This is a genomic window from Kribbella sp. NPDC048928, assembly GCF_043197975.1.
GTDB lineage: Bacteria > Actinomycetota > Actinomycetes > Propionibacteriales > Kribbellaceae > Kribbella.
Genome location: NZ_JBICUC010000009.1, coordinates 224,324 through 251,067, shown reverse-complemented (window position 1 = coordinate 251,067; position 26,744 = coordinate 224,324). Strand labels below are relative to the sequence as shown.

Sequence of the window (26,744 nt, the reverse complement as noted above, 5' to 3'; positions counted from 1 at the left end):
GTGGACAACACCACAGGAGGGGATCGATGGAGTTCACCCAGTCGTTCGAGATCACCAAATGGGAGCAGGCGGCCTACGACGAGGGCGGCACGATCGAGCTCGGCAAGGCGACCGTCGGCAAGACGTTCACCGGCGGCGAACTGGAGGGCACCAGCACGGCCGAGCTGTTGATGGCCGGCACCGCGGACGGGCCGGCGGCGTACACGGCGCTCGAGCGGTTCACCGGCACGCTCGGCGGGCGGAAGGGGTCGTTCGTGATGGTGCACGGTGCCTCGGCCGGCGCGTCAGGTTCGCCCGGCATGATCGTGGCGGCCGAGGGCGATCTGGCCGGCCTGACCGGCACCGTCTTCTTCCAGCACGACGAGCAGGGCCCGCGGGTGACGATCGGCTACGAGCTGCCCTGATAGACGTAGTACAGCTCGTCCCGGCCCTGCAGCTCGACCGGGACGGGCTGCACGGCACATCCGCCGAAGACAGCGGTAACGGCTGCCTCCAGCGCGGTCGACGCCGACGACGACCAGACCGTGAGGACGCCGCCGGCGCGGAGTTTCGTACGGCACATCCCGAGGAACCCGGACGTGTAGATGGCGGAGTTCTCGTTGTAGACAAGGAAGTCCGGGCCGTTGTCCACATCGAGCAGGATCGCGTCGACCGACGCATCGGGCAGGTCCGCGACCACGTCCCGTACGTCGCCGACGACCACCGCGACGCGTGCATCGTCGAGAACCGACGGCACCAGGCCCGCGCGCATCCACGCCACCAGCTCCGGCTCGATCTCCGCGACGATCACCTGCCCGAGCCGGTCGTCGCCGAGCAGCGCCCGCACCGTGTACCCAAGCCCGAGCCCACCCACCAGCACCCGATCCGGATGCTCCACCGCCGCCAGCGCCGCAGACGCCAGCAACTCCTCGCTGGACGTCTCCCGATCGTCCATCACAAACACACCGTTGACCCGCAGCTCCAGCGCCCCATCCCCCCGCAGCCGCAACACCAACTCCCCGCGCTCACTAACCCCGCGCGCAATCTCACTCACAAGCCCATCCTCCCGCACCACCAACGTCCGATGGCCCGGAGTCAGCACAGCGTCCCTCAGTACCAGCCCTTGGCTTGGGAGTGGGACCAGGCTTTGCAGGGGGAGCCGTAGGTGGCTTCGATGTAGTCGAGGCCCCATTTGATCTGGACGACCGGGTTCGTCCGCCAGTCGCTGCCGTAGGCCGCCATGCGGTTGCCGGGGAGCGCCTGCGGGATGCCGTACGCGGTCGAGGTCGGGTTGTCGGCACTGACCTTCCAGTGCGACTCCTTGGTCCAGAGCTTCTCGAGGCAGCTGAACTGGCTCTGGCTCCAGCCATGGTCGGGGAGGAGGTTCATTGCGACCTCCTTCGGCGTGCCCTCGTACTTCTTCCGCTCGGCGTCCCGGCTGGCACGCTCCTCGCTCGACGAGCGGGTGGCGCGGGCCAGGGCCTCGTAACGCTTCAGGGCGGCGTTCTTGGCGGCGTTCTTCCGGTCGGACGCGTCCTGCAGGGCGACCTGCTGCGCGGCGACGGCCTCGACCTGGTTGCGCATCCGAACGGCGTCGGCGGCGGCCTTGTCGGCACCCTTGGGGACGGCCTGCGGCTTGTCGTCGCCGGTCAGCACCTTGCCACTGTTGATGACGGCCATCTCGGCCCGCCCTGACACCTTCTCCGACGCACTGCTGCTCCCAGGAGAGCTGAAGAGGTCGATACCGGCGACAACGGAGACCACGGCGATTCCGGTGACTGCGAGAACCGCGACGGAGCGCTTCGCTTTCATCTGTCCTTCCGAGAAAACCCGACCCCCGTCGGCTGCAACGAGAACATACTCTGGCGTAAACCGTGCGTGATCACAAGCAGGTCACGGTACAACGGTGCGGTCGCCGCGTGGCGACCGCACCGTTCTTACCGTTGCTTTACAGAAAGCTATGACCTAACTACACGAACGCTCCTTACAGCTGCAGATCGTCCAGCATCTCGGTGACCAGCGCCGCGATCGGCGAGCGCTCCGAGCGGGTCAGCGTGACGTGCGCGAACAACGGATGCCCCTTCAGCTGCTCGACGACCGCGACCACGCCGTCGTGCCGCCCGACCCGCAGGTTGTCCCGCTGGGCGACGTCGTGGGTCAGTACGACCCGCGAGTTCGCCCCGACGCGGGACAGGACCGTGAGCAGTACGTTCCGCTCCAGGGACTGCGCCTCGTCGACGATCACGAACGCGTCGTGCAGCGACCGGCCGCGGATGTGGGTCAGCGGCAGCACCTCGAGCATGCCGCGATCCATCACCTCGTCGATCACGTCGCTGCTGGTCAGCGCGCCGAGCGTGTCGTGCACGGCCTGCGCCCACGGCCCCATCTTCTCGGACTCGGTGCCCGGCAGGTACCCGAGCTCCTGCCCACCGACCGCGAACAGCGGCCGGAAGACGATGACCTTCTTGTGCTGCCGGCGCTCCATCACCGACTCCAGGCCGGCGCACAGGGCCAGGGCGGACTTGCCCGTACCGGCGCGGCCGCCGAGCGAGATGATCCCGACGTCGGGGTCCAGCAGCAGGTCGAGCGCGACCCGCTGCTCGGCGGACCGGCCGCGGAGCCCGAACGCCTCGCGATCGCCGCGGACCAGCCGGACCCGCTTGTCCGGCATCACCCGCCCGAGCGCGCTGCCCCGGTCGGACAGCATCACCAGCCCGGTGTGGGTCGGGAACTCACCGGCCTCGGTCAGCTCGACCGTGCCGTTCTCGTACAGGTCGTCGACCACGTGCGTCTCGACCTCGAGCTCGGCCATCCCGGTCCAGCCGGACTCCAGGGTGAGCTCGGCGCGGTACTCCTCCGCCTGCAGGCCGCACGCCGACGCCTTGACCCGCATCGGCAGGTCCTTCGAGACCAGCGTGACATCCTTGCCCTCGGCCATGAAGTTGCAGGCCACCGCCAGGATCCGGCTGTCGTTGTCGCCGAGCCGGAAGCCGGCAGGCAAGGTCTGCGGGTCGGTGTGGTTCAGTTCGACCCGGAGCGTTCCACCTTTCTCCCCCACTGGCAGGGGGGCGTCCAGTCGACCGTGCAGGATCCGGAGCTCGTCGAGCAGCCGCAGCGCGGTACGGGCGAAGTAGCCGAGTTCCGGGTGATGCCGTTTGGCCTCCAATTCGGTGACGACGACCACCGGGACGACCACCTCGTGCTCGTCGAACCGCAGCATCGCGTGCGGGTCCGACAGAAGCACCGAGGTGTCCAGCACGAAGGTGCGCTGGTCCGGTGTGGATGAGGTACTTGACGCCTTGGCGTGGATGGCCATGTCGCACGTCCTCTTCTAGGCCGTGACGTACACCCTCGCCCCGGCCCGCCAGTGGTTAGGTGATGGGTCGGGTGTCGCCCTCAGGGCCTGGTGTTGGCCCCGTCCGAGCCGCCGCGCAAGCGGCAACGGCGATCAGTGAGTCCGGGACCGGGGGACACGCCCTAGGTCTCGGGTACTCCGTTCGGCCCCTCATGGGGCAACCGGCTGGAACGAGATTCTCAAACTGATCGGGCCTCCCGTGACAGCCGGCTTCCCCTCCGACCGTCTCTGCCAGAGTAGGAGCCCCCCGCAAACGGCGCAGCCCGACACGCCCGGCCACGGGGTTAACACGGCGTTACGGCTTCCCCCCACCCGAGGGAGTCGCTTCACTCCGCTGGGTGATCCGGCACCGCAGGGCCCCGGCAACGCTCGGTACATGAGAAAGAACTGGCCGGCCTGGACCGGCTACGCCACGGCGATCTGGTCCTTCGGGTACGGCGCGCTCGGCCTCTACTGGTCCTTCGGAGGCGGCGGCTACCCGTTCGCCCCGGTCCCCGACGACCGTGCGACCGCCTCGATCCTCGAAGACACGCCGTACCGCGTGGTCGCGCCCGTACTGGCGGCCGTCGGCCTCGGCGGAGCCGTACTCGCACTTGTGATGACTCGCACCCGCCCGCGCGGCCGGGTCCCGCAGGCGATCGCCGCCGTACTCGCAGTCGGCCTCGCGCTCGTGATCCCCGACTACACGCTGGTGATGGTCGTTGCCCTGGCCCCCATCCTCCTGGTGTTCGTGTTCACCGGCGTACCGGGTCCGCAGGCGGGCATCGGCGACATTCTGTACTGGCACCGCGTGAACCTGATCGTCCTGTTCATCGGCGGCGTGCTCTGGGCGGCCACCGCCATCGCGTACCACCGCCGTAGCCGCGCCCTGTGCGTCGGATGCGGCCGTGGCGACACGGAGCCGGCGTGGCAGCGCCCGGAGGCTGCGCTGCGCTGGGGCCGCAAGGCGGTCGTCGTCGCGGTGCTGGCCAATCTCCCGTACGAGCTCACCCGGGTCGCCTGGTACTTCGGATGGCCGCTCGGGATCACCGACGATTTCCACCGGATGATGGCCGACACGCCCGGGATGCTCGAAATGGGCCTCGGTCTGGCCGCGATGGGCCTCGCCGGCGGCCTCCTCACCCACGGGCTGGTGCACCACTGGGGCGAGGTCTACCCACGCTGGATCTGGTTCAAGGCGGGCCGCCGGGTGCCGCCACTGCTCGCGATCATCCCCGCCTCGGTGGTTGCCGTCGTGCTGATCCCCGCGGGTGTGATGAACGCTCAGCTCCGCCTCGACGGCGACAACTGGGCGATCAACGCGCCGGGCATCCTCTGGACCCTCTGGGGCGCAGCCTTGGGGACGGCGACGTACGCCTACTACCTGCGGCGCCGGACGACCTGCCGACGCTGCGGGCGAGGCGGGCCAGACGGGCGAAGCAGGCCAGGTGCCGTACGGGGCGACGCCGGTCAGGTGCCGAAGCGGCGTTCGCGTTGGGCGTAGCTGCGAACCGCGCGAAGGAAGTCGACGTGCCGGAAGTCCGGCCAGAGGGCCTCGCAGAAGTAGAACTCGCTGAGCGCGCTCTGCCACAGCAGGAAGCCGCCGAGGCGCTGCTCACCGGACGTACGGATCACGAGGTCCGGGTCGGGCTGGCCCTTGGTGTACAGGTGCCGGGCGATGTGCTCGACGTCGACCCGGTCGGCCAGCTCCTCGATGGACATGCCCTTCGCGGCTTCTTCGAGCAGCAGCGAACGGACCGCGTCGGCGAGCTCGCGGCGGCCGCCGTACCCGACGGCGACGTTCACGAGCATGCCGTTGACGTCGTGGGTCGCGGTCTCGGCGGCCTTGAGTGCCTCGGCCGTACTGCCCGGGAGGAGGTCGAGAGCACCGACCGGGTGGATCCGCCAGCGGCCCGTCGCGGTCAGCTCCTCGACGGCCTGCTCGATGATCCGCAGCAGCGGTTCCAGCTCGTCGGACGGGCGGGTCAGGTTGTCGGTGGACAGCATCCACACCGTGACGACCTTCACGCCGACGTCGTCGCACCACTCGAGGAACTCGGTGATCTTGTCCGCGCCGGCCTCGTGGCCGTGCGAGACAGGGTTACCGGCCGAGCGGGCCCAGCGGCGGTTGCCGTCGATGATGACGCCGATGTGCCGCGGGATCCGGTCCGGGGCCAGGGATCGCCGAAGCCGGCGCTCGTACAGGACGTAGAGCGCGTTGCGCAGCTTCTGCTTGCCAGGTGTCCGCATGGGCAGGATGCTCTCCTCGAAGACTCTCGGTCACGAGGCTAGCCCAGATTCGCCGGGTCGGAGAGGCCCGGGAGCGACTCTCGGAAAGCTGCCGGAAAGCTACGCAGAAGGCCGAACTTTCCGCGCAGTTCGTGCATCGAACACGCGGAGGTGTCGCGTCGGTCCGGTGACGTCGCCTACATTTCATCCTTCCGACCGATACAACCTACGGTTGCGTAGGTTACGGTTGCGTAGGTACACCCGCCCGGCACCCCTCGAAAGGACGGCGATGACCGCTACCAGCGCCCAGCCCCAGGAAGCCGGTCACGGGCTCTCCGGACGGCTCGGCCCACTGAAGCCCAAGCTGCGTGGCTGGTTGCACGCCGGGACGTTCCCGTTCGCCACCGCGGCCGGCATCGTGCTGATCTGCCTCGCGCCGCACGCCGACGCGCGCTGGGCGGCCGCGGTCTACACGGCCGGATCGATGCTGCTGTTCGGCATCTCCGCGCTGTACCACCGGTTCTACTGGGGCCCGACCGGCGAGGCGATCCTGCGCCGCCTCGACCACAGCAACATCTTCCTGCTGATCGCCGGCACCTACACGCCGCTCGGGATGGTGCTGCTGCACGGCAAGGACCGGCTGCTGCTGCTCGGCCTGGCCTGGGGCGGTGCCGCGGTCGGCATCCTGTTCCGGATCTTCTGGCTGAGCGCACCGCGCTGGATCTACACGCCGATCTACCTGGCGCTGGGCTGGGTGGCGATCTTCTGGATGGGCGACATCTACCATGCCGGCGGCACGGCGGTCGTCACGCTGATCGCGGTCGGCGGCGGCCTGTACTCGCTCGGCGCCGTCGTCTACGCCACCAAGCGCCCCAACCCGTCACCGCGCTGGTTCGGCTTCCACGAGATCTTCCACGCCTTCACCGTGGCCGCCTTCATCTGCCACTACATCGCCGTAAGCATCGCCACCTACCACGCCGGCTGATCACAGGCCCAGTTCGCGAAGGGTCTCGCGGAGCGCCTGGTAGCGCTCCTGGCCGAGGCGGGTGGACCAGAGGGCTTCGACGCGTTCGATGGCTTTGCGGCTGTAGGCGGCTGCCTCGTCGCCGCGAACGGTGCGGCGGACCAGGCGGACGCGGCGGTCCGTACGCAGGCGGTCGGACTCGACGTACCCGAGCCGCTGCAGGTAGTCGACGTGCTGCCCGAGGCCCTGTTTCGTCATCACGGCGACCTCGGCGAGGTCGGTGATCCGCGCTCCGTCGGGCGGGATCATCTCGAGCAGCCGGTAGTGCGACACCCGGAGGCCGGGGAACTGTTCCTCGGACGCCTCCAGGATCTCCGCGCGGATCCGCTTCAGCGCGGCGCCGAGCAGCCCGGCAATGTGCTCGGACCACGGCCCGCTCAAGGGCGCCGCCACGTCATTGACGGAAGTCATAAGGCCACTTTACTATCCAACTAGTAAGGTCGCTTTACTTCCGGGGGGAAGATCATGCGCAGCACGCTGGAACCGCTCGGCCGGGACGCTCTGGGGGAGGAGGCCCTGACCGCGCTCGTACGGACGATCACCGGGGATCCGGCGGCCGTACCGGGCGCGGTCCGGGTCGAGCCGGTCGACTACCCGATCGGTACGCCGAGCACCGAGTCGCTGCACCGCGTGTTCGGTACGACGACCCGGGACGTGAACTGGTCGTGCTTCGTGAAGAAGTTCCAGTCGGTCGTGCACTGGCCGATGATCGACCGGCTGCCCGCGGACTTCCGCCGGCTCTTCATCCACAACCTGCCCTGGCAGTTGGAGATCGCGGTGCACCGCAGCGCCGTCGCCGAGCTCCTGCCCGAGGGCCTGCGGCTGCCGGTGGCGTACCGGATCGACGTGTACGACGACGACCGCGCCACGTTGTGGATGGAGAACGTGGTCCAGGCGTGGGGCCCGTGGCCGATCGAGCGGTTCGAACGGGCGGCGTACCTGCTCGGGCGGCTGTCGGCGCGCCGACGGCCGGATCGCGTGCAGCCGTTCCTCCCCCGCGATCACGTCACCACACCGGGCGTCGGGCTGCGGTTCTACGCGGACGGCCGGATTCTGCGTACGGCACTCCCCGCGCTCGCGGACCGGCAGACGTGGCGGCACCCGATGCTGAGCGCCGCGGTCTGCAACCTGGGCGACCACGCGCTGCGGGACGATCTGCTCGAGCTGGGCGAGCGCGTTCCGGCCGTACTGGATGCTCTCGATGCGCTGCCGCAGTGCTACCAGCACGGGGACGCCAGCCCGCAGAACCTGTTGGTGCCGTACGACAGCCCGGACGAGTTCGTGGTCATCGACTGGGGCTTCGACTGCCCGCAGGCCGTCGGGTTCGACCTGGGGCAGCTGCTGATCGGCCTCGCGCACGCGGGCGAGCTGGCGCCGGAGGCGTTGCCTGCCGTACACAAGGTGATCCTCAAGGCGTTCCAGGACGGGCTTCAGGTCGACGGGATGCAGGTGCCGGAGGACGAGGTGCTGTACGGGTACCTGGGCTCGCTGCTCGTCCGTGCGGCGTTCACGGCGCTGCCGCTGGAGCTGTTCGGCAAGACGGACGCGTCGCTGGAGCTGTTCGAGCAGCGGGTCCAGCTGACCAGGGCGATCGTCGACCTGGTGTCCCCCGTTGTCTGACCCGATCACATCTCAGTCGTGTCACAGCTGCAACGAACGGCCTGTCTCCGGGTATCCCTTGTGCGTGAGGAACCTGAGCAGATACGCGACAGTGGCCCTGTGTACGACAGTGGCGGGATTCGTGCTGGCCGGGTGCGGCAGCGAGTCAGGAGCCGGCAGTGGTACGCCAACCTCACCCAGTAGTACTCCACCACCGACGATGCCGTCAGTGACGCAGTCCGCGCCGGTCGGTGCCGGTCTGCCGCTCACGGTGTCCAGAAAGGGTGGGTTCGCGGGCTTCGACGACCAGGTGCTGATCAGTACCGACGGGGTCGCGACCGTGAGCTCACGCGGCAAGGAGACGCTGCGGTGCAAGCTCGACCCGAGCCTGCTGACCACGATCACCACAGCCGCCGAAAAGGTCGACTGGGCAAGCCTTGTGGCGACGAAGCCGTCCACGCGGCACCCGGACGACATGATCGTCGCGGTCTCCGCGAACGGTAAGACCGCCCGCCTCGAGGACCCGAAGCTCAAGCCGTTGGCGGCCCCGGTGAGCAAACTGCTCACCGAGGCCGCCATTCCCCCGGGCAAGCTCTGCACGAAACTCTAGGAGCCCTGCCCTCGAAGGGAATCCGGGGCGCGCGGACCTTGGGCGGAGGCCCCGCGCGCCCCGGACGATCTTCAGCTGACGGTCAGGGCAGTGTCGTCGATGACGAAGCTCGTCTGCGCCGAGGAGTCCTCCTGGCCGACGAACTTGACCGTGACGGTCTTGCCCTTGTACTGCGTCAGATTCACCGTCTTCTGCACGTACGACGTGTTCTTGTTCAGGTTCGAGTACGTCGCCAGCGTGCTCGTCGTCGAGCCGTTGACGACCTGGACCTTCGCGGTGTCGTACGCGACCGTACCGGTGGTCTCCGCGGTGTCGATGCGGATCCAGAAGGTCAGGCTGGCCGACGTTGCCGACGCCGGGATCGCGACCGACTGGCCGACGTTCTCGGTGGTGGCGCGACCGTTGCCCTGCAGCCACAGCTTCCAGCTACCGGTCCGCGCCGGGCGGCCGGTGTTGTTGGTGACCGGGCCGGCGGTACCGGTCCAGTTCACCGCGCCGGACTCGAAGCCCGGGTTCTGCAGCAGGTTGTCGCCGGTGGGCGGCGGCGTGGTGCCACCACCGCAGGCAGCCGAGCCGGCCGGGACCGCGATGCCACCGAACGCGGCCTCGATGCCCTTGCACTCGGCGGAGTCCGCGCCGTACAGCTCCTTCGCGGAGGTGATCGCGCCTTCCCGCGCGTCCTTGTAGGTGCTGCCCGAGCTCAGCTTGGTGCTCAGCGTGCGGTACCAGACCTTCGACGCCACGTCCCGGCCGACACCGGCGAACGTGGTCCCGTTGCAGGCGGTGCTGTTGTAGTTGACACCGTTGATGGTCTTGCTGCCGGTGCCCTCGGAGGCCAGGTAGAACCAGTGGTTCAGCGGGCCGGACGAGTAGTGCGGGTCCAGGCCGCCGGTGCTGGTCGACCAGCAGTCGACGCTGGCCCCGTCCTTCGACGGCTTGTCCATGTAGCGCAGCGGCGTACCGTCGCCGTTGATGTTGATCTTCTCGCCGATCAGGTAGTCACCCGGGTCGCTGGCGTTGTTCGCGTACCACTCGACCATGGTGCCGAAGATGTCCGACGTCGACTCGTTCAGGCCGCCCGCGTCACCGGAGTAGTTCAGGTTGGCGGTCGCCTCGGTGACACCGTGGCTCATCTCGTGGCCGGCCACGTCGATCGCGGTCAGCGGGTGCGTGTTGCTGATCCCGTCGCCGTACGTCATCTGGGTGCCGTCCCAGAACGCGTTCACGTACGCGTTGCCGTAGTGCACGCGGGAGCGAGCGCCCTGGCCGTTGTTGAAGATGCCGTTCCGGCCGTGGACGTTCTTGTAGTAGTCCCAGGTCAGCTGGGCGCCGTAGTGCGCATCCACCGCAGCGGTCGCTCGGTCGGAGGCGGCACCGCTGCCCCAGGTGTCGTCGGCGTCGGTGAACGTCGTGCCGTTCCCGGACGTCGAGCCCTTCAGGTCGGTGGTGTAGTTGCCACCGCGGGACGCGTCGGTCATCGAGAAGTTGCCGGACGAGCCCGACGTACCGATGGTGACCTTGCCGGCGTACATCGAGTTGCCGGTACCGGCCTTGATCTCGTCGTCCTGCGCCAGCACCTTGCCGGACTTGGCGTCGATGAACGAGTGCAGCACCGACGGGGTCTGGTCGGGCTTCACGCCGGTCGTGACGACCTCGTACGCGAGGACGGGCTTGGTCGGCGTCACGAAGACGACGAGCTGGCCCTTGTTGGCAGTTGCCTTGAACTTCGCTGCTTGCGCGCCCTTGGTCAACGCCGCCGACTGGGACAGAGTCGGCTTCGTCGCGACCTCGACGGCCTTGGCACCGCGGTTGTAGGTGACCTGCCCGATCGACTCGCCCTTGCGCTTGACGATCAGGTCACCGCCGACGACCTTCAGGCCGTTGAAGGTGCGGTCGTAGCGGACGTACTCGGTGCCGTCGGGGTCCTTGACCACATCACGGACCTGGAGCTGCTCGCCGGCGCCGAGTCCGAGGGCGGTAGCCGTCCGCGCGGTCAGCGCCTGTTCGGCCTTGACGGCGGCCGGCTGGTTGAAGCCGGATGCCGGGAGCGGTGCCTGCCGGTCGGCGGCGCCGGCGGTCGAAGCGGTGAAGGTCGCGGCCAGACCCGCTGCCGCGACAATCGCCACCGCCCCTGCTGATGTCAGTCGTTTCAAGACAACATCTCCTCACGGTGTGGTCGCTGTTTGGGCGCAGCGACCGAATTCAGTTGGGGACGCGCCGGATGCTGACGCAACAGTGCCACTGCCTCATTTGTGACACTTCGTGTCGATACATGCGAGTTCTGTTACATCCGGCTGAGGACCGACTGTTGCCGCCCGGTCGCCGTGAGTCAAGGGATTCGACCGAAAGGACAGGGAAAACCCGCACCTGCGCAAGCAGTCAGCGGGTGGGGTGCAGCGCGTGCCGAAGGTCTTCCGGCAACGTGACCGGTAGCCGGCAGGTGAATTTCTGACAGACGTACGCCGCCGCACGCCCGTCGATCGGCACCCGCCCGTCCATCAGCGGCACCGCCAGATCCGGCGTCCCGGCAACAATCGCCGTCCCCCACGGCCCGTCCGCAAACGCCACTCGCCGCAACTCCCCCACGCCGTCGGCACCCGTCGGATCAGCGGCGATTGCGATCTCAAGGGGGCCTGAGGCCACTGTTTCGGCGACCGCGAGGGCCCGGCCGGCGAACCGCGGCGCGCGTTGGGCGATCGCGGCCGAAGCCTGCAAAGCCTGCTGGGCCGCGGTCTCGTACCGCTCCGATCCAGTCAGGCTCGCGAGCGTGGTGAACGCCTCGGCCGCCAGGCTGACCCCGGCCGGCGTCGCATTGTCGGTCGCATCCTGCGGCCGCCACACCAACTGCTCCGCATCCGCAGCCGTGTCGAAATAGGAGCCATCAGCAACAAACTGTTCCAGCACCCGATCGAGCAGACCCTCCGCGACCCGGAACCACTCGCCGTCACCCGTGGCCCCCAGCAACGTCAAGCACCCTTGGGCGAACGCCGCATAGTCCTCGAGTACGCCGTCAGCATTCCCGCGCGCGCCGTCCCGCGACGTCCGGAACAACCGTCCGCCCTCTTCGAGGTGCACGTCCTGGATCAGCACAGCCGCCGCGCGCGCAGCCTCGACGTACTCAGGCCTGTCCAGAACCACCCCGGCCCGCGTGAGCGCCGTGATCGCCAACCCGTTCCACGCCGCAACAACCTTGTCGTCGCGCCCCGGATAGGCGCGTTCGCTCCGCGCCTCCAGCAGTACGCGACGCACCCGGTCCCACCGCTCCGGGTCTTCCGGATCGCGCCGCAACTGAAGTACGGACGAGCCGTGCTCGAAGGTGCCGGTGACATCGCAGAGGTCGACCACCCAGTCGGCGTCCTCCGGCGACAGCGCCGCGCGCAGCTCGGACGGGGTCCAGACGTAGTACTTGCCCTCCTCGCCCTCCGTGTCCGCGTCGAGCGCCGACGCGAAGCCGCCCTCGGACGTCCGTAGCTCGGCAAGCAAGAAGTCCGCGGTCTGCTCGGCGATCCGCTTCGCGAGCGGATCGGCGGTCGACGTCCACCAGTGTGTGTAGACGTCGAGCAGCAGCGCGTTGTCGTACAGCATCTTCTCGAAGTGCGGGACGACCCACTGCCCGTCGACGGAGTACCGCGCGAACCCGCCGGCGAGCTGGTCGTACATCCCGCCCCGCGCCATCCGGTCGCAGGTGTGCGCGACCATCGCGAGCGCGTCCTCGTCGCCGGTCCGCCGGTGCTGCCGGAGCAGGAAGTCGAGCGCCATCGACGGCGGGAACTTCGGCGCACCGCCGAACCCGCCGTGGACCGGGTCGAAGTCGGTCTTCAGCAACTGCACCGCGCGGTCGAGGTCGAACGTCTCCTGCGCCGCCGGCTGCTGCGCTCCTTGGGCGCCGAGCTGCTCGACGACCCGCTTCCCGATCCCGTCGATCTGGTCGCGCCGGTTCTGCCAGGCATCGGTGATGGCCTCCAGCACCTGCCCGAACGACGACATCCCGCCGCGCGCATCCTTCGGGAAGTACGTCCCGCAGAAGAACGGCTCCCCCGCCGGCGTGAGGAACGCCGACATCGGCCAGCCGCCCTGCCCGGTCATCGCCACGGTCGCCGCCATGTAGATCGCGTCGACGTCCGGCCGCTCCTCGCGATCCACCTTCACACTCACGAAGTGCTCGCTCAGGTACGCCGCCGTACCAGGATCCTCGAACGACTCGTGCGCCATCACATGGCACCAGTGACAAGCCGAATACCCGACCGAGAGGAACACCGGTACGTCCCGTCGCTTGGCTTCAGCGAAGGCGTCCTCGTCCCACTCCCACCAGTCCACAGGATTCCCGGCGTGTTGCAGGAGATACGGGCTCGTGGAGCATCCGAGACGGTTCACATCGGCCATCCTCTCGCAAATCCAGCGGCACAGAGCACCAGCGACCTGCCGCAAGCCGCTGATGCCGTAGACCGCTCCAGCACGAGTCGAGCCGGTGAGCGGTGCGCGCCAGGGAACAGGCTCAGCCTGCCAACCCCGTCATCGTCTCTCGAACGCCTTCCAGTGCATCCTCGAAGCGCGGCACTTCACGGCCAGGTACACCGTTACTCATAGCAACTTCCCTCCATGCTGCGGTTCCGTCGAGTACGTCGCGAAGAACTCGGCAGGCTTCGTTGGGCGTGAGCCGGAACGAGTCCGCGTACGACATCAGGCCGGTCAGTTCGTCCTCGCGGCGGTACGCGCCTCCGATACCGGTGACGCGTTGCGCTCCGACGTCGGGGTTCGGGTTGAGATCGAAGGCCGGCGACAGCCGCCAGCCGGCTCGGCCATCGCGGAGAAATCCATGATTGCGCAGGTGGTCGTCGGTGTTGTGGACGGCGACCGAGAAGGCGATCCGCCGCCACAGCTGCCGCAGGTCCTCGCCGACCTGCGATCCGTACTCGGTCAGTGTCTCGGCCACCTCAAGGTAGTCACCTGGTGTGCCGTCCGTGCCCTGAACCATGGTCATCGCGCTCATGTACCCGACCCGATTCTGCGCTTCACGGTCGAACCGCTCGAGCACGAGGACGGATCTGCCGGCGATCGAGGTCAGGCGCCGCGACGGTACCTCAATGCCTGATCGCTCGGCGAGATCGAGGGTCGTCTTCTCCCAGCTGATGACATCCCACTCGTCGCCAGGATGCGGGAACTTGGCGATATACAGTCGCTCCTGATCACGAACGGACGCCTTCGGCCGGGCGCCGCCCAGCGAGCCCGAGCCGGCGTCGAGCAGGTCTTTCACAGCCGACAGATCATCGGGATCTCGAGCCGCGGCGTCGGCTGCCTGCAACAGCCTCGGCAGCTCCACCAGCTTGGGAACCGTCAGATCCGGATCGAGGTACGGGCCGTCTGGCGACGAGCGGAAACGGAGCGCTCCTTGGCGTGTCAAATCGCTGACGCCCAGCAGATAGTCCACGTCACTCACAGCCGGGCTCGCTCTACCTTCCCGGAGGGCTCGTACCCGCAACAGTTTGGCAATGAGGTTCCGGCCCCAGCGGTCTGGGGAACAGTCGCTGAGCGCACCGGGCATCCCGTTGACCGTGTGATTACCGTCTGTGAGAGGCATCGCCGGGTCGACCGCGTACGCATCCGGTCGCGCCAGGTATGTCTCGTCGTACCGAAAGGTCGTCGAGAGCACGTTGCGACGACGGCTGAAGTACGCCGTCCCGACATCGACGGGTCCTCCGGCCAGATCCACCGAGACGATCACGGCGCCGCTCATCGCCGGACGCGTTTCGGTAGCGCCTGATCCGCGCGGGCACGGCCGAGATCGGTCTCATACGGATCCAGTGCCTCTGCCACGCGATCGAGAGTGCCCAGCACCCGCGCGACGTTCAGGAACACGTCGAGACCAACCGTGACCTCCCCGTGCTCCAACTTGCGCAGGGTGTCACGCGAGACCCCAGCACGGTCCGAGACCTGGGCGGCCGTGAGCCCTTGCAACTTCCGCCACGCCGTTAGATGCGCGCCGATTCGCTCCCCGGCCAGCCGTGTCCGCACCGGCACAGGCGGTCGACTCATGACAATCACACTCCGACGTAATGACGACTATTGTAGCCATTGTAGGCGATAGTGCCGGGAATTATCTTCATTGAGATACCGACCGAGCAGGCACGATCCCTGCCCTCAACTCCAACTGAGGGCCATCCGGGGGACCGCAGCCAGATCTCAGCTCTCAGTCCGAGTCTCAGCGGCAGAACCGCTACACCAGCTGCGCCTGTCCCGGAGCATCTAAGGCTGCGCCTGTGGTGCGGCGTGTCGCCGAGAATGGAATCGAGCCTGAGCAGACTTGAGTTGCCGGATCGTTGTGCTTGGGCTGAGAGGCAGCGTGGCTCTGCATGTCGCGATACGTTCAAGTAGCTGGAGACTGTGCTCGCACGGATGGACTCTGACCGCTGCGTCAACGATGTGGCGGTGACTGGTGAACAGGTCCTCGACGACTGCGTAGTACTCCACTACCGCAGTGAGCTCGGTTGCCGGCCGATTGCCTTGATTGACGAAGTCGGTGAGTTGTGTGCTGTATCCACGCCATCGGAGCGGGTCTTCGTTGAGACGAAGCAGAAGCGCAATCAGCTCGGGCTGTTGAGCTCCGGGCGCGGTGTGACTCGCTGGCCCTGGTTGGCCTTGGAGATCCGTTTGCGGGGCCTGGTGAAGATGACGGATCAGTCCCCGCAGATAGCCGGCGACCTCGGAGTTGATCACAGCCGTAGTGATGTCGCTCAGTTCCTCCAAGCCGGTGCCACGACGTGTATCCACCAGGCTGCGTGCTGCCCGGACGAGGTCGCGAGGGACGCCTCCGGACAGGCAGTGGCACAAAGCAAGGAAGAGGTCGGGGAATCCAGTGGCTCGCCGCCGAAGCAGGGTGACCGATTCGACCAGGGTGAATTCTGGCAGCCAGACGACCTCGTCAAAGGTGGTGTCGATGGTCGTGCGGAGGGTCGAGATGCGGCGCTCGAACTGGCTGAGGGCTTCATCTGACACCGCGACCAGGTAGACACAGCGCGGTACGCCGAAGATCGCCTTTATTTGGTTGAGGAAGTCTTCTGCTGACTGAGCGTTGGCGATCCGGTCCATCTCGTCGATTGCCACGATCAGTCCCGGCCCGTTGTCGTTCCCGTACTCCCAAGACGCCTTCTCGGCGAACGTGCGGTAGCGCCGGACAAGTTCAGGCATGGCCATCGGCTGTTCAGCCAACTGCCGAGCACGTCGCCAGCTCAGACCGAGCACTGACCTGGTCAGGTTCGCTGCGTGCTCGGACTGGAGGGTCTGCAAGTACCTGAGCTGGGCCAGTTCACGTGTCGCTTGTTTTGCCAGGTCGCCGGACACCGGCCAGCGAAAGTACCCAGCTGCCACATAAATTGCGACGATCCCGATGGCATAAATCACCGTCGGCTCGGTCGCCTGAGCATGATTGATATGTGCGAAGTCCAGCACCAGCCGCGCGTTGCCGATCAGCCAGGCCGGCCGGTTCAGCGGGTAGAACTTGCTGGCCAGTAGAGCGGTGATGAGAAGGCCGCAGGCCAGGCGTACTGCCAGCGCAACGCGACGAACGATGAAGCGACCTGCGACAGTCCGGGGATGGAACCGCGGACCTGGGGCTGTCTGGATCACCGCCTCGCACAGCTGGCTATACAGGTTCAGCAGAAAGTCGCGCGGCGCGTAATCCACGGGGGCATCGACGAACACTCTCAGCGGCTTCGAGTTGTCTCGAAACAGATCGGAGTCAGCATCTGTTGCCGCGGGTCGAGGAACCTGGGAGGCCATGCGTCGCAGCAGGGACGTCTTTCCGACACCTCGCCGGCCACTGACAGCGATTGCGCTGGCGCCAAGATCCGAAATCAACCGTGCGATTCGGGTGGAGCTCGCACGTTCGACCCAGCGATCCAGACCGTCGATATGCGCCAGACCCTGGGCATCACTGATGTGGAGCAGGTGCGGAGACTCCTCACTGAGCTCACGGTTGACCGCGACCCGCAACGCTGGCCGAAGGACGCTCCTGACCTGGGCACACCATTCCCTGAGCCGCCCTCGCATCCAGCGGCTCACGCGAATCGTGGAGATGATCAGCGCCACGTTGGCAACCGCGATCAGAGCTGCAGGTGCAGAACCGCCGAGGCGCTCCAGCGCCGCATCGAACTGACCGACGCTCTGCAGACTCTCGCCCAGGCCCGGGTTGCGCCACGCCAGCAGAGCCGAGCTCTCGCGATAGAGGGTGTAGGCCGCCGCCGCGTAGAAGGCCAGAGCACAGCTGACGGCCGCGTAGGCCTCCGTTCGTGCCGTCTGCGACCTGGATGCGACGTCTGCTGCCGATGAAGCCATTGCGGCGTAGGGAATCTGCCGGTTGAGCGCGCCGGCGAACTCAGGTTCGTGGACGATGTAGTGCGTCTGTTGGCGGAGGACATAGTCAGCGATGGGACGGTCGAAGAATCCCATATAGGCATCGACAGACTCAGGGGTGTGATCCGGGCTTGCCGGTTCTTCCGCGGTCACCGTGCGAATCCGAGCCGGCGCAGCAGCCGGTGCCATGGTGACTGTCGCCGGACTGAACTCAGTATGGCGGCGGGTCCTACAACTGTCTGCGGGCTGCTCTCAATCCGTGGCTGGCTGGTTTCGTGGACGGTAGCTCCTGCAGTCCACGGCTCCGAGACCGTTAGCGCCCCAACGAGAGGAGGCGTTGGACGCGATTCGAATTGAGGCTCGGCGCAGTCGGCGGCGACACACAGAGCAGCATCCGCCGCAGCGCTTGCCTGAGCTGCAGCCAGAGCGCGAAACTGCGCTTCCGCTCTGCGCCTGAAGCCCCGCTCCATCGCCTTCGCCTTGCGTTGAGCTCGCGCGATGCGCTCGTCACCGGGTGACCACAGATGGCCCTGAGGTGTTATGTCGCATTCGTCGAGGTCGTCCACGCAGAAGTAGATGTAGGGCTTCAGCCGACGTCCCCTGAGTGGTTTGTGCATGAGTCGTGGCAGATCGATGCCGTCCCAGGTCTCGCCGCTTCGACGCTCGTACTGCGGCTGGTGGAAGCTGTAAGGCGTCGCTAGCTGGTTGGTCGCGTGATTGAACCAGTAGAAAGATTGCCCGCGGCTGACCATGTCGGCCTGGGAAGCGGTCGGCACGACGCGCTGGTAAGGACCTCCGCCGCGGCACACCTTGCAGGTCTCCTGCAGGCTGGAGAAGATCCACCAGTCGATGACACCGATTGACTCGTAGCGTTGGTGCCTGTGAGCGAGTTCGATGGCCTCGCCGGCCGATCGCTGGATCTCGATCGCGATCCGCCGCCCATCTACGGTCTCGATATACACGTCGGGCATTACCTCACCGAGCGGTGTCGGCAAGCGCCGGTCGTCGATATGGCAAACCCGGATGTTGTCGATACCTAGCCTGCCGGAGGCCCAGCTAGCGAACATGTGCTTCACGTGGCGATGCCACAGGCTCTCCGGACTGTGGTCGTTTCGCTTGTTCGTGTCATTGTCCCGCGGATGGACCCAGCCATCCCGCTTGCTGCCGGCCTGAACGTGAGAGAACGGTCCGCAGCCGTCGACCAAGCAGTGGAAGTGTTTCTTGTCCTTATTGGCCGTTCGCTCTGCGACGGTGCCTTTGAGTTCGTCGCCCGGCACGGGCTGATCCTTGCCGCCGGCACGAAGGAAGACCACTCGCCGGTGCGCCGATGACAGGTCGACCGCGTACACCTGCGGCATCTTGGCAAACCTCGGGATACCCCATCGGGCGTAGTCCTCAGGCTGATGTTTCGCCGCCATAGCCGCCTCCCCCAGAACGCCTCATGAATACTGGCATAGACCTCGACCAGCTCTGCTCACGAAAAGTCTCGCAGCCGCTACCGACAGTCGCTCGGATCGGCCTGTCGTCGTCGAGGACAGAGAAGGTCGACTGCCGTTCGCACCAACTGACACCGGTGCTCGTCGTACTCCCCCTTGCCTGGGTGAGCGCTCATCCGAACATGCAGTCCTGGCGACTGACTAGCACCTCAAGAGCTCGGCAACGACGGCTGATGACTCGCGGGTGACGCACTCAGCGTCGATCTTCTTCATGAATCTGTAGGCGGCCTCGCGCCGCGCAGTCTTCGACGCAGCCGCCTGATCAGGCTCGTCGGCAAGGATCTGGCCGGCGTACTTCGCGGCTTCGCGCCGGATCAGGCTCCCGTGGCATCGCTTCAGGCCGATCTGCAGGTCGCGCCGGACGACAGGTGCATGGTTGTCGCGCCGAGCAAACTGCAGCGCCCAGCGGGTGATCGAACCGGGCCGCGCTCGAGGACCAGGCGCACAATCCGGCTCCGCGGACCCGGTGCAAGCAGCGCATGGAGCGACCCACGCAACAGCGATGAACAACCCGCCCACGATTCCCGCCCGACCTGGCGACGCTCGACTGGACTGAGATCGCCCAGGTATCGGCGACGACGCCGATGGACTTCTCCAGGCTTGCGCGGGCGTGACGTTACGGTGGCGGCCGTGATTTGGGGGGACTGATCGAGCGGGCACGCAGAGACGCTAGAGCGCCCCGGACCGCCGGATCGTGACTCCATGAGCCGCTCGCAGCCGGCGGCACTGGGCCCAAGCCAACATGGGCGACCTGCTCGGCCGCCGCGCGGGGATACATCTCGCCGGGTGCTCCGCGTGATGCATTTCGTGATGCATCGGGCCACGGAATCGGCGATCTGCGGCGTCAGAAGACGAACCAATACGGCCTGGTTCAGGCCCGAATCAAGGGGGATCCGAATTCGGTGATCATGGATTGAGGGTGCTTCCGGCCACGTGACACCAGTGACAAGCCGAATACCCGACCGAGAGGAACACCGGTACGTCGCGCTCACGGGCCTCGGCGAACGCCTGGTCCGACCACTCCCGCCACTCCACCGGATTGCCCGCGTGCTGCCGCAGGTACGGACTGGTCGATCGCCCAAGCTCGTTCGCCATGCCCCAACCGTATGCTCCCGCTAAAGCAGAACCTTGCGGGTCCCGGCGTCCGGATGCAGGAACGCCAGCAACGCCTCCGCTTCTTTGACCACGGCGCCGGGATCAGTCAGTGACTGATACGTCCGGATCGTGAGGGTCGCCTCGTCGGCGTCCCGGCCGACCGTCCAGTCACCCGCGGTGAAGCCGTCGACGAGCAGGATCTGCGGGACGGTGCGCTGCGTACGGTGCCGAGCGTGGTCGTCGGTGATCACGCGGGTGCGATCGGCGTACGACAGCAGCAGGTTGTCGAAGTCGTACAGGAATCTGGGCGGCGCCGGGCTTTCCGGATCCGGGTGGGTTGTGTCCGGGAGGTCGTACAGGGTCTGGCCGTGCTCGTCCAGGAAGACCTGCAGGCTCATCGGTTCGACGACCTCGCGCAGTTTGGTGAGGCCGGACCACACCTGCATGTCCTTGACGCTCGCCGGCCCGAAGGCCGCCAGATAGCGGCGGATCATCCACTCGAGCGACGCGGTCGCCGGTACGCTCGCGCCCACGTTCGCGCCGAGCCAGGCGTCTGCGGTGGTGTGGGCGATCGGTCCGCTCCGGCCCCAGACTGCGCGCGGCGGTACCTGGACCAGCGGCACCTGATTGCGGATCGCATACACCAGGGAGGCTGGAGGGCGGCCGGGCCAGCGTTCGGCGAGCAAGGCGCCGAGCTCCTTGTTCGGCAACGGTTTCGGGGCGAGCAGCTCGATGCCGTCGGCGACCAACTGCGCCATGTCGATGCCTTGGATCGGCTTACCGTGGGTGAAGTTGCGGTAGAGGTCGCGGTCCAGCACAGGCTGGATCAGTGGGCGCAGCGCGCGGGCGTCCTCCGGGGTGACGAGATGGATCGTCGAGCGCATCAACGCGATCCGGATCAGCGAGCGATCGACGAGCAGCTCGGCCGCCTGCCCAGGGTTGAAGTCCGTCAGCCGGGACCACAGGCCGACGTACCAGGTGTGCGGTGTCTGCGCCTGCAGCCCGGCAAGCCGCCGTACCGCATCGACGACCGGCAACTCGGAGCGACGCAGCAACAGTTGCCGGTCGAGAGTCGCGCGGTTCAGTGCCCGGCGGCCGAGTACATGCGTCACGCCCCAACGGTATGTTGAATGGAACCATGCCCGTGCACCCGCTGCTCGCCAGCCGCTTCAGCCCGCTGTTGTTCGACCCCGCGCGGAGCGTCACCGACGCCGACGTCGACCTCCTCCTCGAGGCCGCCCGCTGGGCCCCGTCCGCCGGCAACTCCCAACCCTGGGCGTACTTCGTGGCCCGCCGCGACGAGCCCGAGCACAAGCGCATCGTCCGGCACCTGGCCCGCAGCTCGGCCCGCTGGGCGCCGACCGCGTCGCTGCTGATCGTCACGATGGCCCACCGGTACGTCGACGACACCGACTGGGCCTACTCGGACTTCGCCGACTACGACCTCGGCCAGTCCGTCGCGCACCTCACGCTCCAGGCCCACGCGATGAACCTGGCCTGCCGCCAGTTCCGCGCCTTCGACCTGGAAGCCCTCACCGCCGACCTGAACCCCGGCCCCGGCTGGCACATAGTCTCCATGATCGCCGCCGGCACCCCCGCCGAAGACCCCCCACCCACCCGCCCCCGCCGAACCACCCAAGACCTCCAAACCGCCCCCTGGTCCTAAACGGTCTGGGAGAGGGCTACTGAGAGGCCGAGGGTTAGGGCCATGGTCAGGAGTTCTATGCCTACTGTGCGCCAGAAGGGGCGGCCGGAGGTCAGGAGGTCGCCTTGGGAGTGGGAGCGGTGGAGGGCGGCCAGTAGGACCAGGACGACGAAGATGGCGACTTTTGCGATCAGGAGGGCGCCGTAGGCGTCGTGGGTCAGTTCGTCGACGATCGAGCCCCAGCCGCCGCCTCGCGCGGCCAGACGGCCGGCTGCGCTGATCAGGCCGCTGATGAGGACCGCGATCGCGGAGAGGTACGCGACCTGGCCGTAGCGCTCCATCACGATCGGGAGGCCGGAACGGCTCGCGCGACCGTACCGGACGAGGCCGGCCAGCCCGCCGATCCAGGTCGTCGCCGCGATCACGTGGATGACCAGGGCTGCGCCGGCGAGGATGACGTACGACTCGTTCCTCGGGTACGCCGTGACCGCGGTCGGGACGAGCGCCGCGATCGCGACCAGTACGCCGATCCCGGCCGCCGACGACGTCTGCACGCGGCGGATCCCGATCGCCAGCGCGAGAACGAGGATGCCCGTGATCAGCAGCGCCTTCACTTCAGGTACGCCGAGGGCGTCGTCGATCCGCAGCCGCAGCAGCCGTACGGGCGTGTTGAGCAGCAGCGCCGCCGTCACGATCGCACCGGCGAACGCACACACCGCCCAGATGATCGCGGCGTTGCTGGCGTCCCGGACTGCACGCCGGCCCTGTACGCCGAGCGGTCCGCCCTCGAGTCGCAGCAGTACGACGGCAGCGAGCAGCGCGCCCGCACAGCCGACCGTGGCCATGGTGGCGACCAGCCGGAACAGGGGCAACAGCCACGACACGAAGTCGCCCGGGCCGCCGATGCCGCCGTTGTGCGGCTCGCTGTCGGCGGCGTACAGCGCGATCACGAGCGCCACGGAGGCGACCAGGACAGCACCCACCCCACCCGCGACCAGACGTCCGGGCATGCGATGCCGGGCGGCGCGGGTCGCGGTCACCGGACGAACCGGTCCTGAGCTCCATTCAGCACGCGGCTCACTATAGGGTCAGCCGGAGGTGGGCTGCCCAGTCCGACACCATCTCGTGACCCGGCTCCCAGGAATCGGTAACCGGACCGAGATCTACTCAGTGTTGCTTTGCCTCATTCGGCGTCGGGGTCTGCTCCGAAGTCGTCGGCGCTGCATCGCCGGCCGGGGAGGGCGAGCCGTCCGGACTCGCTGGGTCGCCGGACGGTGCTGGGGCGTCCGCACCATCGCGATCCACGTCGATCCGCTTCAGCTGTTTGCGCATGCTGAGCCACAGAAGCACTGTGGCGGCACCGAGTGCGAGCACGATGAGCAGCGCGATCCAGCCCGGCTTCACCACGTTCGGGTCGATCTCGGCCGCCTGAAGGGAGATCATCGCTGTCACGCCACCATTCTCTCATTGTCCGGGCCGCCCGTCAGCGGAGCCCCGCGAACAGGTCGTTCTCGGGCAGCTCCGACTCGACCAGACTCCGCGCCAGCTCGTAGTCCTCGGTCGGCCAGGCCGCCTGGTGCACCTCGAGCGGTACGGCGAACCAGGAACCGTCCGGGTCGATCTGCGTCGCGTGCGCGAGCAGCGCCCGGTCCCGCGTCTCGAAGTACTGTGCGCACTCCACCCGGGTGGTGATGCGGCGCTCGTTCTCCGGATCGGGCTTCCAGTCCTTCAGACGCTCGGCGTACGGCGACTCCAGGCCGCGCGCGATCATCGCGTCGTGCAGCGCCTTCATCCGCTCGTAGTGGAACGTGTGGTGGTAGTACAGCTTGAGCGGCTGCCACGGCTCGCCGAGCTCCGGGTACGCATCTTTGTCGCCCGCCGCCTCGAACGCGGCCACCGTGATCTGGTGGCACATCACGTGGTCCGGGTGCGGGTAGCCACCGTTCTCGTCGTACGTCGTGACGACCTGCGGACGGAACGTACGGATCAGCTGCACCAGCGGGGCGGCGGCGTCCTCGACCTTGTGCGCCGCGAAACAGCCCTCGGGCAGCGGCGGCAGCGGATCGCCCTCCGGGAAGCCGGAGTCCACCCAGCCGAGCCACTCCTGCCGGATGCCGAGGATCCCGCGGGCCGCGTCCATCTCCTTGCGGCGGATCTCGCTGATGTTCGCGAGCACCTCGGGGCGGTCCATCTTCGGATTCAGGATCGATCCGCGTTCGCCGCCGGTACAGGTGGCGACCATCACTTCGACGCCTTCGGCGACGTACCGGGCGGTCGACGCGGCGCCCTTGCTCGACTCGTCGTCCGGGTGGGCGTGCACATGCAACAACCGAAGATCTCCACTCACAAGACACAATGGTCCTCCAAGCCGACGCAAAACCCACGACCGACCCCCTGGACGACCTGTGACCGACTCACCAGCTGCCACCCCGACGTCCGACCTGAACGCCCGGTACGGCCGCGCCGGACGGTCCCGTCGCCCCCTGCTGATCGGCGTCCTGGCGGTCGTCGTCCTGGCCGGGCTGGCGTGGCTGATCTGGGCTGCCTGGGTGCAGTCGAACCCGCCGGTCCGCTCGCAGCTGCAGGGGTTCGAGATCGTCTCGCCGACGAGCGCGAAGGCGACGATGAAGGTTGACCGAACCAAGTCGGTCGAGGCCTCCTGCCGGCTGCAGGCGAAGGCCGCGGACTTCTCGATCGTCGGCGAACTGACCGTGACCGTGCCGGCCGGCTCGGCCCGCCACCAGACGCTGCCGGTGACCCTGACAACGCAACGCTCGGCGACCACCGTCGTCCTGGTCGGCTGCACCACCGCCGACCAGCACCGCCCCCACTGATCGCCCGCCACCCGAACCGGCCCCGGCCCGGCACGCATTTGGGTGGTTAACCACCCAAATTGCCCCTTCACCCTCCGCATAAGACGGCGGAACGGGCGATCCGAAGGGTTAACCCCTCAAACAATCAAGGGAGAAAGCTGCTGCGGCAACCGATTGCCGGGATCCTCGTCACGCGGTCCCGAAAACCTCGCTAGCAAACGTTTTCCAAGCGTTTGCGGCCCGTCAGAACCCCTGCGTGATCTGCCGTCTCTTGCTACGCTCGTTTGATTGGTCGCCGTCGACGACGGCGGCCAGCAGTATTTTCCTGCCCATCCACCGACACAAGGAGCAGCCCGTGACGCAGAAGATCGATGAGGACAGCGTTGTCTGGCTGACGCAGGACGGTTACGACCAGCTGAAGTCCGAGCTCGAACACCTCAAGGGTCCCGCCCGTGCCGAGATCACGCAGCGGATCAGCGAGGCCAGGGACGAGGGCGACCTCAAGGAGAACGGCGGCTACCACGCCGCCAAGGACGAGCAGGGCAAGATCGAGGCCCGGATCCGGCAACTGGAGGACATGCTCCGCCGCGCCCGGGTCGGCGAGACCCCGAAGGCCGGCGGCAAGATCGAGCCCGGCATGAAGGTGTCGATCAAGTTCGCCGGCGACGACGACGTCGAGACGTTCCTGCTCGGCTCCCGCGAACTGCTCGCCCTGGATGCGTCGGTCGACATCGACGTCTACTCTCCGCAGTCCCCCCTCGGCGCCGCGATCCTCGGCAAGAAGAAGGGCGACAAGGCGACCTACGAGGCGCCGAACGGCAAGGACGTCACTGTCGAGATCGTCGGCGCAGAACCCTTCACCGGCTGACTCCACCAAAGCTTCGAGCGCCCCGGTGGATCCCCACCGGGGCGCTTCGCTTTGGAGGATTCACGCTTAGGTTGAGCGTAGTCGACTCAACTTTCTTGACAGTTGAGTCGACACGACTCAGGTTTGGTCCTACGGTCGCGGAATGGGCATCCTCCGCCATCCAGACTTCCGTCGGCTGTGGGCCGCCGACCTGCTCAGCCAGTTGGGATCGCGCCTCAGCATGGGCGCGATCCCACTGCTTGCCGTCCTGGTCCTGAACGCCTCGACGTTCCAGGTCTCGTTGCTGCGCACCTGTGAGACCGCAGCGTGGCTCGTGCTCGGGCTGTTCGCGGGCGCCTGGGCCGACCGCGTACGTTCCCGGCCGGTCCTGGTGTACGCGGACCTGCTCCGGGCAGTCCTGCTCGCCTCGATCCCGATCGCCTGGTGGTTCGACGTACTGACACTCGCTCAGGTGTACGCCGTACTGGTCCCGGCAGGGATCCTGACCGTGCTGTTCGACGTCGCGCACAACTCGTACCTGCCGCGGCTCCTCGAACGGGACCATCTGCTTCCCGGCAACGCGAAGCTGGCGGCGAACCACTCGATCGCCGCGGTCATCGGCGCCGGCGCGGGCGGACTGCTCGTGCAATGGCTCGGCGCCGCGCTGACCATCGGCCTGGACGCACTGAGCTTCCTGTGGTCAGCGATCTGGCTGCGCAGCATCCGTACGCCCGAGGCCGATCCGGTGAAACCCGAGCGCCCCGACCTGCGCGGCGAGATCGGCGACGGGATGCGCTTCGTGTTCAGGCATCCGCTGCTGCGGCCGATCGCCCTGAACACGATGGCGACGATGCTCTTCCAGGCGGCGGCCGGCGCGATCATGGTCGTCTACCTGGTCCGCGGCGTCCATCTGCAACCCGCGACCATCGGAGTCCTGAGCATGATCGGCCTCCTCGGCGCGATCGTCGCGTCGGCCATCACCGAGAGACTCAGCACGCGGTACGGCGATGCGCGCACACTGCTGCTCTCGTCGACCGGGGTCGGCGTCGCGTTCACCGTGCAGGCCCTCACGGCGCCCGGTTGGCGGGTGAGCTGGTACGTCGTCGGCACGCTGCTCGCCGGCTTCTGCATCATCGTCAGCTACATCCTGCAGGTGAGCACGCGGCAGCGCCTTTGCCCGCCGGAACTGCAGGGCCGGGTCAGCGCCACGATGAGCTTCGTCGGCTGGGGCGCCGCTCCCGTGGGCAGCCTGCTCGGCGGCGCGCTGGGCACCACGTTCGGACTGCACACCACCCTGTGGATAGCAGGCCTCGGCACCCTGACCGCCAACACGGCCCTCTACTTCTCCCCGCTCCGCCCCCTCCGCACCATCCCCACCGAACCCACCACCTCAGAAGTTGACCGCTGAGCTGGTGGGTTCGCAGCCTCCACACCACAAGCCAACCCACCACCACAGAGGCCAACCCCGGAGACCGCGCATGCAAACACCGCCAACCCACCACCTCAGAAGTTGACCGCTGAGCTGGTGGGTTCGCAACCTCCACACCACAAGCCAACCCACCACCACAGAGGCCAACCCCAGAGACCGCGCAGGCAAACACCGCCAACCCACCACCTCAGAAGTTGACCGCTGAGCCGGTGGGTTCGCGGCGGGTATGCGGCGGGTCAACCCACCACCTCGGAGGTTGACCTCTGAGTTTGTGGGTTGGCGAGTGCAGAGGCGG

General features: G+C 67.4%; 24 protein-coding genes and 2 pseudogenes. 9 read left to right on the top strand and 17 right to left on the bottom strand.

Annotated elements, in window-relative coordinates:
* The first annotated feature begins 26 nt into the window (after window positions 1–26).
* The gene (locus ACGFI6_RS34165; RefSeq protein ID WP_393126026.1) at window positions 27–404 is read left to right on the top strand and encodes a DUF3224 domain-containing protein; all 378 of its coding nucleotides are present in this window, start codon (window positions 27–29) and stop codon (window positions 402–404) included.
* Here the strand turns inward: ACGFI6_RS34165 and ACGFI6_RS34160 are convergent.
* From ACGFI6_RS34160 to ACGFI6_RS34150, 3 genes are all read right to left on the bottom strand, one after another.
* The gene (locus ACGFI6_RS34160; RefSeq protein ID WP_393126024.1) at window positions 389–1,033 is read right to left on the bottom strand and encodes a hypothetical protein; all 645 of its coding nucleotides are present in this window, start codon (window positions 1,031–1,033) and stop codon (window positions 389–391) included. The two genes, ACGFI6_RS34165 and ACGFI6_RS34160, sit on opposite strands and share 16 nt — an antisense overlap.
* A 56-nt stretch (window positions 1,034–1,089) precedes the next feature.
* Window positions 1,090–1,791 carry a hypothetical protein gene (locus ACGFI6_RS34155; protein WP_393126022.1) on the bottom strand — a complete coding sequence of 234 codons (702 nt, stop codon included), beginning with the start codon at window positions 1,789–1,791 and terminating at the stop codon, window positions 1,090–1,092.
* Window positions 1,792–1,963: 172 nt separating this feature from the next.
* Entirely contained in the window at window positions 1,964–3,295 is a 1,332-nt protein-coding gene (locus ACGFI6_RS34150) for a PhoH family protein (RefSeq protein ID WP_393126020.1), read from the bottom strand.
* A 415-nt stretch (window positions 3,296–3,710) separates the two neighbouring features.
* Between ACGFI6_RS34150 and ACGFI6_RS34145 the strand changes: the two genes are divergently transcribed.
* Complete coding sequence (locus ACGFI6_RS34145) at window positions 3,711–4,817, top strand: NYN domain-containing protein (protein ID WP_393126018.1); 1,107 nt, start codon at window positions 3,711–3,713, stop codon at window positions 4,815–4,817.
* Here the strand turns inward: ACGFI6_RS34145 and ACGFI6_RS34140 are convergent.
* Window positions 4,784–5,563 (bottom strand): isoprenyl transferase, encoded by a 780-nt coding sequence (locus ACGFI6_RS34140; protein WP_393126016.1) that lies wholly within the window; start codon window positions 5,561–5,563, stop codon window positions 4,784–4,786. The two genes, ACGFI6_RS34145 and ACGFI6_RS34140, sit on opposite strands and share 34 nt — an antisense overlap.
* Window positions 5,564–5,831: 268 nt before the next feature.
* Here ACGFI6_RS34140 and ACGFI6_RS34135 point away from each other — a divergent pair, with 268 nt between their 5' ends.
* A complete protein-coding gene (locus ACGFI6_RS34135; RefSeq protein ID WP_393126015.1) occupies window positions 5,832–6,527 on the top strand; it encodes a hemolysin III family protein in 696 nt (231 codons plus the stop codon).
* Here the strand turns inward: ACGFI6_RS34135 and ACGFI6_RS34130 are convergent, their stop codons facing one another.
* A complete protein-coding gene (locus tag ACGFI6_RS34130) occupies window positions 6,528–6,977 on the bottom strand; it encodes a MarR family transcriptional regulator (protein ID WP_393126013.1) in 450 nt (149 codons plus the stop codon).
* A 54-nt stretch (window positions 6,978–7,031) separates the two neighbouring features.
* Between ACGFI6_RS34130 and ACGFI6_RS34125 the strand changes: the two genes are divergently transcribed.
* Together ACGFI6_RS34125 and ACGFI6_RS34120 are read left to right on the top strand one after the other, a co-directional pair.
* Window positions 7,032–8,186: a phosphotransferase gene (locus ACGFI6_RS34125; RefSeq protein WP_393126011.1), complete on the top strand. Its 1,155-nt coding sequence runs from the start codon at window positions 7,032–7,034 to the stop codon at window positions 8,184–8,186.
* Between the two features lie 199 nt (window positions 8,187–8,385).
* Window positions 8,386–8,775 (top strand): hypothetical protein, encoded by a 390-nt coding sequence (locus tag ACGFI6_RS34120; protein ID WP_393126009.1) that lies wholly within the window; start codon window positions 8,386–8,388, stop codon window positions 8,773–8,775.
* A 71-nt stretch (window positions 8,776–8,846) separates the two neighbouring features.
* On the opposite strand, the gene ACGFI6_RS34115 is transcribed toward ACGFI6_RS34120, so the two are convergent.
* From ACGFI6_RS34115 to ACGFI6_RS34075, 9 genes and pseudogenes are all read right to left on the bottom strand, one after another.
* Window positions 8,847–10,928 (bottom strand): M4 family metallopeptidase, encoded by a 2,082-nt coding sequence (locus ACGFI6_RS34115; protein WP_393126007.1) that lies wholly within the window; start codon window positions 10,926–10,928, stop codon window positions 8,847–8,849.
* A gap of 226 nt (window positions 10,929–11,154) precedes the next feature.
* The gene (locus tag ACGFI6_RS34110; protein ID WP_393126005.1) at window positions 11,155–13,158 is read right to left on the bottom strand and encodes a thioredoxin domain-containing protein; all 2,004 of its coding nucleotides are present in this window, start codon (window positions 13,156–13,158) and stop codon (window positions 11,155–11,157) included.
* A gap of 112 nt (window positions 13,159–13,270) precedes the next feature.
* Window positions 13,271–14,212 carry a type II toxin-antitoxin system HipA family toxin gene (locus tag ACGFI6_RS34105; RefSeq protein WP_393126379.1) on the bottom strand — a complete coding sequence of 314 codons (942 nt, stop codon included), beginning with the start codon at window positions 14,210–14,212 and terminating at the stop codon, window positions 13,271–13,273.
* A gap of 39 nt (window positions 14,213–14,251) precedes the next feature.
* Window positions 14,252–14,509: pseudogene (locus ACGFI6_RS34100) on the bottom strand (HipA N-terminal domain-containing protein); the annotation flags it as partial.
* Window positions 14,506–14,808 carry a helix-turn-helix domain-containing protein gene (locus tag ACGFI6_RS34095; RefSeq protein WP_393126003.1) on the bottom strand — a complete coding sequence of 101 codons (303 nt, stop codon included), beginning with the start codon at window positions 14,806–14,808 and terminating at the stop codon, window positions 14,506–14,508. The pseudogene ACGFI6_RS34100 and the gene ACGFI6_RS34095, both read right to left, overlap by 4 nt.
* Window positions 14,809–15,018: 210 nt before the next feature.
* Complete coding sequence (locus ACGFI6_RS34090) at window positions 15,019–17,277, bottom strand: hypothetical protein (RefSeq protein WP_393126001.1); 2,259 nt, start codon at window positions 17,275–17,277, stop codon at window positions 15,019–15,021.
* Complete coding sequence (locus ACGFI6_RS34085) at window positions 17,274–18,542, bottom strand: hypothetical protein (protein WP_393125999.1); 1,269 nt, start codon at window positions 18,540–18,542, stop codon at window positions 17,274–17,276. The genes ACGFI6_RS34090 and ACGFI6_RS34085 overlap by 4 nt, the downstream gene beginning before the upstream one ends.
* A 1,008-nt stretch (window positions 18,543–19,550) precedes the next feature.
* A pseudogene (locus tag ACGFI6_RS34080) lies at window positions 19,551–19,715 on the bottom strand (DUF255 domain-containing protein); the annotation flags it as partial.
* A gap of 20 nt (window positions 19,716–19,735) precedes the next feature.
* A complete protein-coding gene (locus tag ACGFI6_RS34075) occupies window positions 19,736–20,827 on the bottom strand; it encodes a winged helix DNA-binding domain-containing protein (protein WP_393125997.1) in 1,092 nt (363 codons plus the stop codon).
* A 26-nt stretch (window positions 20,828–20,853) separates the two neighbouring features.
* On the opposite strand from ACGFI6_RS34075, the gene ACGFI6_RS34070 reads away from it, so the two are divergent.
* Window positions 20,854–21,381, top strand: coding sequence for a nitroreductase family protein (locus tag ACGFI6_RS34070; protein WP_393125995.1), 528 nt, complete (start codon window positions 20,854–20,856; stop codon window positions 21,379–21,381).
* Here the strand turns inward: ACGFI6_RS34070 and ACGFI6_RS34065 are convergent.
* From ACGFI6_RS34065 to mca, 3 genes are all read right to left on the bottom strand, one after another.
* Window positions 21,378–22,400 (bottom strand): copper resistance D family protein, encoded by a 1,023-nt coding sequence (locus tag ACGFI6_RS34065; protein WP_393125993.1) that lies wholly within the window; start codon window positions 22,398–22,400, stop codon window positions 21,378–21,380. The genes ACGFI6_RS34070 and ACGFI6_RS34065 overlap by 4 nt on opposite strands.
* 127 nt (window positions 22,401–22,527) lie before the next feature.
* Window positions 22,528–22,812: a hypothetical protein gene (locus ACGFI6_RS34060; protein ID WP_393125991.1), complete on the bottom strand. Its 285-nt coding sequence runs from the start codon at window positions 22,810–22,812 to the stop codon at window positions 22,528–22,530.
* A 31-nt stretch (window positions 22,813–22,843) separates the two neighbouring features.
* The gene (gene mca, locus ACGFI6_RS34055) at window positions 22,844–23,707 is read right to left on the bottom strand and encodes a mycothiol conjugate amidase Mca (protein ID WP_393125989.1); all 864 of its coding nucleotides are present in this window, start codon (window positions 23,705–23,707) and stop codon (window positions 22,844–22,846) included.
* A gap of 58 nt (window positions 23,708–23,765) precedes the next feature.
* On the opposite strand from mca, the gene ACGFI6_RS34050 reads away from it, so the two are divergent.
* The 3 genes from ACGFI6_RS34050 to ACGFI6_RS34040 all read left to right on the top strand — a co-directional run bounded on the left by ACGFI6_RS34050 (window position 23,766) and on the right by ACGFI6_RS34040 (window position 26,428).
* Entirely contained in the window at window positions 23,766–24,194 is a 429-nt protein-coding gene (locus ACGFI6_RS34050) for a DUF4307 domain-containing protein (protein ID WP_393125987.1), read from the top strand.
* A gap of 334 nt (window positions 24,195–24,528) precedes the next feature.
* Window positions 24,529–25,041, top strand: a complete 513-nt coding sequence (gene greA, locus ACGFI6_RS34045) for a transcription elongation factor GreA (RefSeq protein WP_131334673.1) — start codon at window positions 24,529–24,531, stop codon at window positions 25,039–25,041.
* A 142-nt stretch (window positions 25,042–25,183) separates the two neighbouring features.
* Window positions 25,184–26,428, top strand: coding sequence for an MFS transporter (locus ACGFI6_RS34040; RefSeq protein ID WP_393125985.1), 1,245 nt, complete (start codon window positions 25,184–25,186; stop codon window positions 26,426–26,428).
* Window positions 26,429–26,744 lie beyond the last annotated feature (316 nt).

What these genes read in the sequence shown, in the direction of transcription:
- ACGFI6_RS34110 (WP_393126005.1), bottom strand. Translation starts at nt 13,158, where the DNA reads ATGGCCGATGTGAACCGTCTCGGATGCTCCACGAGCCCGTATCTCCTG.
- ACGFI6_RS34135 (WP_393126015.1), top strand. Translation starts at nt 5,832, where the DNA reads ATGACCGCTACCAGCGCCCAGCCCCAGGAAGCCGGTCACGGGCTCTCC.
- ACGFI6_RS34125 (WP_393126011.1), top strand. Translation starts at nt 7,032, where the DNA reads ATGCGCAGCACGCTGGAACCGCTCGGCCGGGACGCTCTGGGGGAGGAG.
- ACGFI6_RS34130 (WP_393126013.1), bottom strand. Translation starts at nt 6,977, where the DNA reads ATGACTTCCGTCAATGACGTGGCGGCGCCCTTGAGCGGGCCGTGGTCC.
- ACGFI6_RS34155 (WP_393126022.1), bottom strand. Translation starts at nt 1,791, where the DNA reads ATGAAAGCGAAGCGCTCCGTCGCGGTTCTCGCAGTCACCGGAATCGCC.
- ACGFI6_RS34095 (WP_393126003.1), bottom strand. Translation starts at nt 14,808, where the DNA reads ATGAGTCGACCGCCTGTGCCGGTGCGGACACGGCTGGCCGGGGAGCGA.
- ACGFI6_RS34145 (WP_393126018.1), top strand. Translation starts at nt 3,711, where the DNA reads ATGAGAAAGAACTGGCCGGCCTGGACCGGCTACGCCACGGCGATCTGG.
- ACGFI6_RS34120 (WP_393126009.1), top strand. Translation starts at nt 8,386, where the DNA reads ATGCCGTCAGTGACGCAGTCCGCGCCGGTCGGTGCCGGTCTGCCGCTC.
- ACGFI6_RS34040 (WP_393125985.1), top strand. Translation starts at nt 25,184, where the DNA reads ATGGGCATCCTCCGCCATCCAGACTTCCGTCGGCTGTGGGCCGCCGAC.
- ACGFI6_RS34070 (WP_393125995.1), top strand. Translation starts at nt 20,854, where the DNA reads ATGCCCGTGCACCCGCTGCTCGCCAGCCGCTTCAGCCCGCTGTTGTTC.
- ACGFI6_RS34150 (WP_393126020.1), bottom strand. Translation starts at nt 3,295, where the DNA reads ATGGCCATCCACGCCAAGGCGTCAAGTACCTCATCCACACCGGACCAG.
- ACGFI6_RS34165 (WP_393126026.1), top strand. Translation starts at nt 27, where the DNA reads ATGGAGTTCACCCAGTCGTTCGAGATCACCAAATGGGAGCAGGCGGCC.
- ACGFI6_RS34085 (WP_393125999.1), bottom strand. Translation starts at nt 18,542, where the DNA reads ATGGCGGCGAAACATCAGCCTGAGGACTACGCCCGATGGGGTATCCCG.
- ACGFI6_RS34140 (WP_393126016.1), bottom strand. Translation starts at nt 5,563, where the DNA reads ATGCGGACACCTGGCAAGCAGAAGCTGCGCAACGCGCTCTACGTCCTG.